Origin of the sequence: Arthrobacter sp. HMWF013 (assembly GCF_003061105.1) — a bacterium.
In the GTDB taxonomy this organism is placed as follows: Bacteria; Actinomycetota; Actinomycetes; order Actinomycetales; family Micrococcaceae; genus Arthrobacter.
This window is the reverse complement of record NZ_QAIQ01000330.1, coordinates 1-6,221: the sequence shown is the minus strand read 5'-3', so window position 1 is coordinate 6,221 and position 6,221 is coordinate 1. Positions and strand designations below refer to the sequence as shown.

The 6,221-nt window shown below is 65.5% G+C and carries 9 protein-coding genes and 1 pseudogene; 3 read left to right on the top strand and 7 right to left on the bottom strand.

Annotated elements, in window-relative coordinates; translation table 11 throughout:
* Positions 1-1,175: SulP family inorganic anion transporter (locus tag DBR22_RS12435; protein ID WP_258229174.1), on the top strand; the 1,175-nt coding region annotated here is incomplete at its 5' end.
* Here DBR22_RS12435 and DBR22_RS12430 read toward each other — a convergent pair.
* Positions 1,172-1,975 carry a thioesterase family protein gene (locus DBR22_RS12430; RefSeq protein WP_108599274.1) on the bottom strand — a complete coding sequence of 268 codons (804 nt, stop codon included), beginning with the start codon at positions 1,973-1,975 and terminating at the stop codon, positions 1,172-1,174. The two genes, DBR22_RS12435 and DBR22_RS12430, sit on opposite strands and share 4 nt — an antisense overlap.
* 157 nt (positions 1,976-2,132) lie before the next feature.
* On the opposite strand from DBR22_RS12430, the gene DBR22_RS12425 reads away from it, so the two are divergent.
* Positions 2,133-2,810: an endonuclease/exonuclease/phosphatase family protein gene (locus tag DBR22_RS12425; RefSeq protein ID WP_108599273.1), complete on the top strand. Its 678-nt coding sequence runs from the start codon at positions 2,133-2,135 to the stop codon at positions 2,808-2,810.
* On the opposite strand, the gene DBR22_RS12420 is transcribed toward DBR22_RS12425, so the two are convergent.
* From DBR22_RS12420 to DBR22_RS12400, 5 genes are all read right to left on the bottom strand, one after another.
* Entirely contained in the window at positions 2,804-3,340 is a 537-nt protein-coding gene (locus DBR22_RS12420) for an NUDIX domain-containing protein (protein ID WP_108599272.1), read from the bottom strand. The two genes, DBR22_RS12425 and DBR22_RS12420, sit on opposite strands and share 7 nt — an antisense overlap.
* Before the next feature lie 56 nt (positions 3,341-3,396).
* Positions 3,397-3,588 (bottom strand): DUF1918 domain-containing protein, encoded by a 192-nt coding sequence (locus DBR22_RS12415; RefSeq protein ID WP_108599271.1) that lies wholly within the window; start codon positions 3,586-3,588, stop codon positions 3,397-3,399.
* A gap of 378 nt (positions 3,589-3,966) precedes the next feature.
* Complete coding sequence (locus tag DBR22_RS12410; protein ID WP_108599270.1) at positions 3,967-4,407, bottom strand: DUF1810 domain-containing protein; 441 nt, start codon at positions 4,405-4,407, stop codon at positions 3,967-3,969.
* A 17-nt stretch (positions 4,408-4,424) separates the two neighbouring features.
* Positions 4,425-4,952, bottom strand: coding sequence for a DNA alkylation repair protein (locus DBR22_RS12405; RefSeq protein WP_108599269.1), 528 nt, complete (start codon positions 4,950-4,952; stop codon positions 4,425-4,427).
* Between the two features lie 3 nt (positions 4,953-4,955).
* Positions 4,956-5,318, bottom strand: a complete 363-nt coding sequence (locus DBR22_RS12400) for a TraR/DksA family transcriptional regulator (protein ID WP_108599268.1) — start codon at positions 5,316-5,318, stop codon at positions 4,956-4,958.
* Positions 5,319-5,468: 150 nt separating this feature from the next.
* Here DBR22_RS12400 and DBR22_RS12395 point away from each other — a divergent pair, with 150 nt between their 5' ends.
* Positions 5,469-5,849 (top strand): cupin domain-containing protein, encoded by a 381-nt coding sequence (locus DBR22_RS12395; protein WP_108599267.1) that lies wholly within the window; start codon positions 5,469-5,471, stop codon positions 5,847-5,849.
* Between the two features lie 24 nt (positions 5,850-5,873).
* Here DBR22_RS12395 and DBR22_RS12390 read toward each other — a convergent pair.
* A pseudogene (locus DBR22_RS12390) lies at positions 5,874-6,221 on the bottom strand (lytic transglycosylase domain-containing protein); the annotation flags it as partial.

Below are 6,221 nucleotides of genomic sequence, written 5' to 3'. Positions count from 1 at the left end.
CCGCCGGCGCCGTTGCCCGGGGTGACACCAACCCCGTTGCCCTGGCCTTCGGGGCCGGTACCCTCGCAGCCTTGATCGCCGGCCGCCTCCTGCCGTGGAAATTCCCGGGCGTACTGGTTGCCGTGGCCGCATCCACCGCGGCCGCAGCCGCTTTGAATCTGACCACCGAGCTGCCACTGGTCGGTGCTCTGCCGGCCGGCCTGCCCTCCCCTGCCCTGGGCGGTATCAGCGTGGACGACGTCGTCTCGCTCATAGCTCCGGCAGCGGGCATTGCCCTCATCGCCTTCGCCGATACCTCCACGCTCTCCAAGAGCCTCGCCGCACGCCGTGGGATCAGGGTCAACGGGAACCACGAAATGGGTGCGTTGGGGATCGCCAACGCCGCCAGCGGGCTGCTGGGCGGGTTCCCTGTGTGCGGAAGCTCTTCCCGGACCCCCATCGTTCTCGACGCGGGTGCAAAGACCCAGTTCAGCGGCATCGTGGCCGCTGCCATCGTGGTGGTCTTTATGGTGGCCGCGCCCGGTGTGACAGCTTTCCTGCCCACCGCCACTCTTGCCGCGGTGGTGATGGTGGCGGCTTCATCGCTGGTGGACTTCAAAGCCCTCTTCCGCCTGGTCAGGATGAGCAAGACCGAGGCGGTCCTGCTCATCGCTGCTTTCCTGGGCGTGGCTTTCGTCGGGGTCCTGGAGGGAATCGTGGTGGCGATCGGCCTGTCCCTGATGGCCTTCGTCCGCCGGGCCTGGGATCCTTACCGCACGGAGCTGGCCAGCCTGGACGATGTTCCCGGCTTCCACGACATCACCCGGCATCCGGAGGGCCAGCGGGTCGACGGCCTCGTCATCGCCCGTTTTGATGCGCCGCTGTTCTTTGCCAACGGTGAAGTTTTCACCGAACACATCCGCACCCTCGTGGCGGAGGCCCCCACTCCGGTGCGATGGGTCATAGTGGCCGCCGAACCCATCACGGATCTGGACACCACGGCGCTGGACGAACTTGTCCAGCTCGACGACGAGCTGGCGAAGCAAGGCATCAGCCTGGTCTTCGCGGAGATGAAGGGGCCGGTCAAGGACAGGCTGACCCGCTTCGGGGCCACCGCACGGTTCACCTCGGACCACTTCTACCCAACCATCCACAACGCAGTGCGCAGTTACAGGAAGGACGCGGGCCTGGACTAGGTCCTGCGCAGTGTCAGGATCTGTTCGGCCCGCCCGAACGGGCCCTGGAGATCGTGCAGGACGGTCGAGGTCAGGCCAATGCCGTCGGCGCCGAATGACACCGCATTGTCCAGTCCCAGCCATTCGCCCACGGGCCTGCGGTACATGTGGATCTGCAGGTCCAGGTTGGGGAACGCGTAACTGTCTTTCCCCGGAGGGACCCGGGCCGCGATCCCGTTGGCGGTGTCCACCAGTCCGATGAGGCGGGCCAGATCCCCGCTGTCTGCTTTGTCCGTCAGGGGGTGTTCCGTTCGCAGCCAGACCTTGCCGGCACCGGGCCGGTGGCCGTCGGCCGCGCGCATCTCAAGGGACCGGATGTAGCCGCCCGGCCACACGCTTGGCCCGTCGTAGGGTTTGCATTCATCCGGCGCGGGTATGGCGGTGTCCTCGATGGCGGCCACTGCCGAGGTGTCACTGGTGACCATCCGCCAGGCGGTGGCCCGGATGGCGACCCTGGCATTGGCGATGAGTTCGGCCTGCAGGAGCTCGATAGTCCGGCCCGGGCGAAGGGTGGAGGTCACGATGTGGAACTCCCCGCCGGGGATCAGTCCCAGGATTTCGTAGCTCAGGCGGGCCATCCGCATGTCAGCGCGGGGTTCGTGGCGCTCCAGGCTGTCGGCCAGCAATCCCGATGCCGGTGCCATGTGCTGTTCATGGACGTTCCAGGCGCCCTGGGCGTGAATGGTGGACCGGAAACGGCCGCCGCCCAACGCCTCATAGTAAAAGATGCCATCAGCCAGCTCGGGCAGATCCTTGGTCAAAGTGGGGCCTTCCTGCGGTACCGGGTGAATGAGGATTAACTCTACCGGTGCGGCCGGGGCCCGGAACCGATGCCGCGAAATACAGGCGCGCAGGAACCCCGGCTGGGTAGACTCGGAAACTGGTCCTGTCAGCAACCCTCTGAAGGGTGTTCCAAGAATGCGCGTCATCAGCTATAACCTTCGCGAGCATAAAGCGAGCGGCGAACTCCTCGCCCTCGCGCGGAATTTCGATATCGACGCCTTGTGCCTGCAGGAGGTGGATTCGAGCGATCTGCCGCAGACCCTGGGGCCGCTGCATCTGGCGGACTCCACCAGGGGCAACCGCCTGGGGCTTGCCATTTACTACCGCACCAGCCGGTTCACGGCCCTTGATACGCAGTCCTTTGCGCTGAAGAAATCGCTGCACGACAGGGTGTTGGCCCCTGCCCATGAGCGGCTGATCGGCACACGTGTTGTGGACAATGAAACCCAGCATGAACTGGTGATCGGCTCATTCCACGCCGCGCCCCTCACGGCCTCCAACTCGCTGCGGCGCAAGCAGATCCATGCCGCCCACGCAGAGCTGCTCAGCATGGGCAGCGGGCTGATGACGCTGATGGTGGGCGATTTCAACTACCCGTTCTTCACCAAGAACCTCCATACCCAGATGAAGGAGACCGGGTATGCGTTGTCCCTCAGCGACCGCCGCACCTACACCCGGTACAAGTTCTTCAAGGGCCATTTCGACTTCGCCACGTCCCTGGGCCTGGACATCGAGAGTGTGGAAACGCTGCCGCGGGGCAAGTCAGACCACCTGCCGATCCTGGTCAGCGCCGAATACGGCCAGGACTACTGAACCCGCTCCGAAGACAGGCCAAGCAGCCGCGGCCGGAGCGCCGGCCAGGACCTGGCGAAACCGGGGTGGAGTTCCTTGCCATGCACTTCCGGCACCGGAACCCAGCTCAGCTCGAGGCTTTCGGGATCACTGATCACCGGGTCAAACGGCCGGATCACCTGCACCACAACGGTGGTGTAGGACCAGTAACCCACGTCCAGCACCGTAGTAAAGAGCACGCTCACATCAGTGGCCGGTACCGCGGCTTCCTCGTGCGCCTCCCGGAGGGCTCCGGTAATGGCGTCCTCGTCCTGGTGCAGGGCCCCGCCGGGAAGCCCCCAGGTCCCGCCGTTGTGGCTCCAGAGGGCGCGGTGCTGGAGCAGGACGCCTTTGCCAGGGTCATAGGCCAGCACCCCGGCGGCACCGAACCTGCCCCAGAACTTCCCGTGGACACCCTCCACCCACGCGTCACCGGGATCCCGCGGACCGGTCAGCGGGGGCCTGGCATGGGGATTTGCACCGGGAGTCGTAGCAGCCAAGGAATGATCCATGACTCCAGTCTGACAGGTGCCCTCCCCCGGCGCAGCGGACGCCGCGCGCTGACCGGTCAGCTGCTGTGCCCGCGCTCGACGGCGAAATCGCCGCCGGGGTACATTACTGTTTCGTGGCCGTCGTCGAAGCGGACCAGATAGGGCGGGTGGCCTTCCTGGCCCCTCACCTCCAGGATCACCCCGTGCCGGTCCGAGGCCCCTACGGTCCTTCCATGGACGATGATCCTGTCACCCTGCGCTGCCTCCATGGCAATCACCTCCAAGCCTCAGAGTACGACTGAGCGGACGGCAGGAACAGGGGCGAACCCTTACGATTCGTGCAGGGGTTGGCAGCGGGCCATCCCATTGTCTAGGGTGGGACCCTAAGCATGCTTAGCTTTCCTTGGTCAAGGCGAACCGCCTGCCCGTTGTAGCCCCAGTCAATTGGAGGAATTCCTTGACGGACCGTTCACCTTCCGGAACCCTGTGACGGCCTACGGGAAAATCCCGCCTCCGGTGCAGCACCAAACGCTCCACCTGAACGGCGGAACACCCTCGCCCTGAAGGGGCAGGGCACCAGAAGACCGACGGCGGCGGTGTGCTCCAGCAGGGGGGCGCACCGCCGTCGTTGTTTATTCAACGCCTGGTTAGTCCCTGGCCTCCGCGAGCAGTGCGTCGGTGGCGGGATCAGGCTCGCCGTCGAAAAACTGCGCCAGTACCGTCTTGAACACGGTCTCCCCCGGCGCGGCGCGCAGGAACAGCGTCATGGAGGACTGCAGCTTCCTGGCATCAATGCCGCCAAGGATGTCTTGGGCGGAGCGGCCGGCATGGGTGGTTATCGCCGCTGCGCACTCCAGCAACCGGGGGCCCAGGATCCCGTGCTTGAGGTAGGCCTGCGCTTCCGGCAGCGAGGTGATGGCGTACCTGACGGACGTGGGGCTCGTGCCCAGCCCTGCGAACTGGGGAAAGATGAACCACATCCAATGGCCCGTCTTCTGCCCAAGCTGCAGCTCCGCCAGTGCCTGCCCGTAAGTCCCTGAGTTGTCTTGGGCCTCCACGAAGCGTTCCAGGTTGTAGGTCTCGCTCATTCTTTGTCTCCTCTTATCTAAGCGGTCCCGGCGGTGATGCCGGATGTCTGTGTGGCGGCTTGGCGGACCGAGTCCTCGGGGTCCTGGCGCCACCTGCCAATGACGGTCTCTGCGCGTTGCCGGTCTTTCCCCTTAAGCCCGGCCAACAGCGGCAGGACGACGTCTGCCACAAGGGGGGTCACCAGTTCGGCTGTCCGGGCAGTGCGGATGAACCCCTCGACCCGGGTCAGATCTGTATGCCGCAGCAGGTCAGCGCTGGATTGCAGGAGAACCACTGCCGCCAGCCTGCGTTCAAAGACGGGCCGCCTGCCGGGGCCGGGTTGGCCCCAAAGCAGCGAGGCCAGCGCCGTCACTTCGTCATGGTCAAGCTCCTTGAACTTCCGGCGGGCATCGCGGACCGTCCCGCGGATGGCTCCCACCGAAGCCCCGTAAGAGGCCAGGGCACCGCCAATCCTGGTCTCAACGTCATCGGCCCGATACCACGAGCCCTCGTTCTGCAGCGTGGTGTCGATGAAAGCCGCCGCATCCTGCACCCTCTGACTCATGGCCTACCGTCCGCGGCGCCCGGAAGATGCGTGGTTGATGCAGAACGTCGTCCAGGGCCGGGCCTCGAGCCGGCCTTCGGCGATTCGCTCTCCGCAGACCGCGCAGCTTCCATACGTGCCATCCGCGATCCGCTGAAGTGCCGCTTCCACTTCGGCCAGCCCGGAAGTGCTCTGGTCCAGGAGGGCAGCCGCCTGGGACAGTTCGAAGGCAATGGTGGCACCTTCCGGGTCGTGTTCATCGTCCACATTGGAATCCTGGCGGGCCGCATTGGCCGAGGAAATGTCGGCCCGGAGCGCCGGCAGCAGTGCCAGTTTCCGGGCGCGCTCGTCCTCCAGGAGGAGCCGGAACCGTTCGAAATCAGCCATGGGGAAAGCCTAGCCCCGACGCCCGCCGCAAGAGGCTCGACAACCACCGGTGGAAAGAGCATGCTGGCAATCGTAAGCGCTTCAGATGCTGCCCGGCGGCCAGGGACGGACAGCTGATGGGCAAGAATCCCGCAGAGAAAGTCGCCCGCCATGCCTACAAATATCGTGACCCAGCTGGCAGCCAAATCCCACGACACTCCGGATGAGAAGCGCCGTCCGGACAAGACTGAGGTGGACGTCGTCAGTTTGGGCGACTACACAATCGGCCGTTTCACCTTCCACCCCGGGTGGCGCTGGTCCGACTGCATCAAACCCGTGGTCGGGACCGATTCGTGCCAGAACAACCATGTGGGTTATTGCGTGTCCGGAGCGCTCAGCGTCGAGACCACGGACGGCAGCCGCATCGGCATCACGGCCGGCAATTCCTACACCATTCCGCCCGGACACGACGCCTGGGTGGACGGGGACCAGCCCTTCGTGGGCATTGAATTCCTCAGCGCGGCGGAATTCGCGAAGGCCCCGGGAACCTGACGGACCGCCCTACGCGGCCGGGCGTCAGTACCAGTTGTTGGCAACCGAGTGACTCCAGGCACCGCACGGAGACTTGTACCTGTCCGCGATGTAGGCCAGGCCCCAGTCCACCTGCGTCCTGTAGCTGGTGAGCCAGTCGCTCCCGGCAGAGCTTAACTTGCCGGGCGGCAGCGCCTGGGGGATGCCGTACGCGCCCGAATAAGGGTTGGTGGCTGTGGTCAGCCAGTTGGACTCCTTGGTCCAGAGCTGGGCGAGGCACTGGAACTGGTCCTGGCCCCAGCCGTAGGCGGACAGTCGCCCGGAGGCGTAGCTCTTCGCCCCGGCCGGATCGTTCACAGCGCCGCCCGGCACAGACGGCACGACGACGGCGGG

What these genes read in the sequence shown, in the direction of transcription:
- DBR22_RS12410 (WP_108599270.1), bottom strand. Translation starts at nt 4,407, where the DNA reads ATGAGCGAGACCTACAACCTGGAACGCTTCGTGGAGGCCCAAGACAAC.
- DBR22_RS12405 (WP_108599269.1), bottom strand. Translation starts at nt 4,952, where the DNA reads ATGAGTCAGAGGGTGCAGGATGCGGCGGCTTTCATCGACACCACGCTG.
- DBR22_RS12415 (WP_108599271.1), bottom strand. Translation starts at nt 3,588, where the DNA reads ATGGAGGCAGCGCAGGGTGACAGGATCATCGTCCATGGAAGGACCGTA.
- DBR22_RS12395 (WP_108599267.1), top strand. Translation starts at nt 5,469, where the DNA reads ATGCCTACAAATATCGTGACCCAGCTGGCAGCCAAATCCCACGACACT.
- DBR22_RS12425 (WP_108599273.1), top strand. Translation starts at nt 2,133, where the DNA reads ATGCGCGTCATCAGCTATAACCTTCGCGAGCATAAAGCGAGCGGCGAA.
- DBR22_RS12400 (WP_108599268.1), bottom strand. Translation starts at nt 5,318, where the DNA reads ATGGCTGATTTCGAACGGTTCCGGCTCCTCCTGGAGGACGAGCGCGCC.
- DBR22_RS12420 (WP_108599272.1), bottom strand. Translation starts at nt 3,340, where the DNA reads ATGGATCATTCCTTGGCTGCTACGACTCCCGGTGCAAATCCCCATGCC.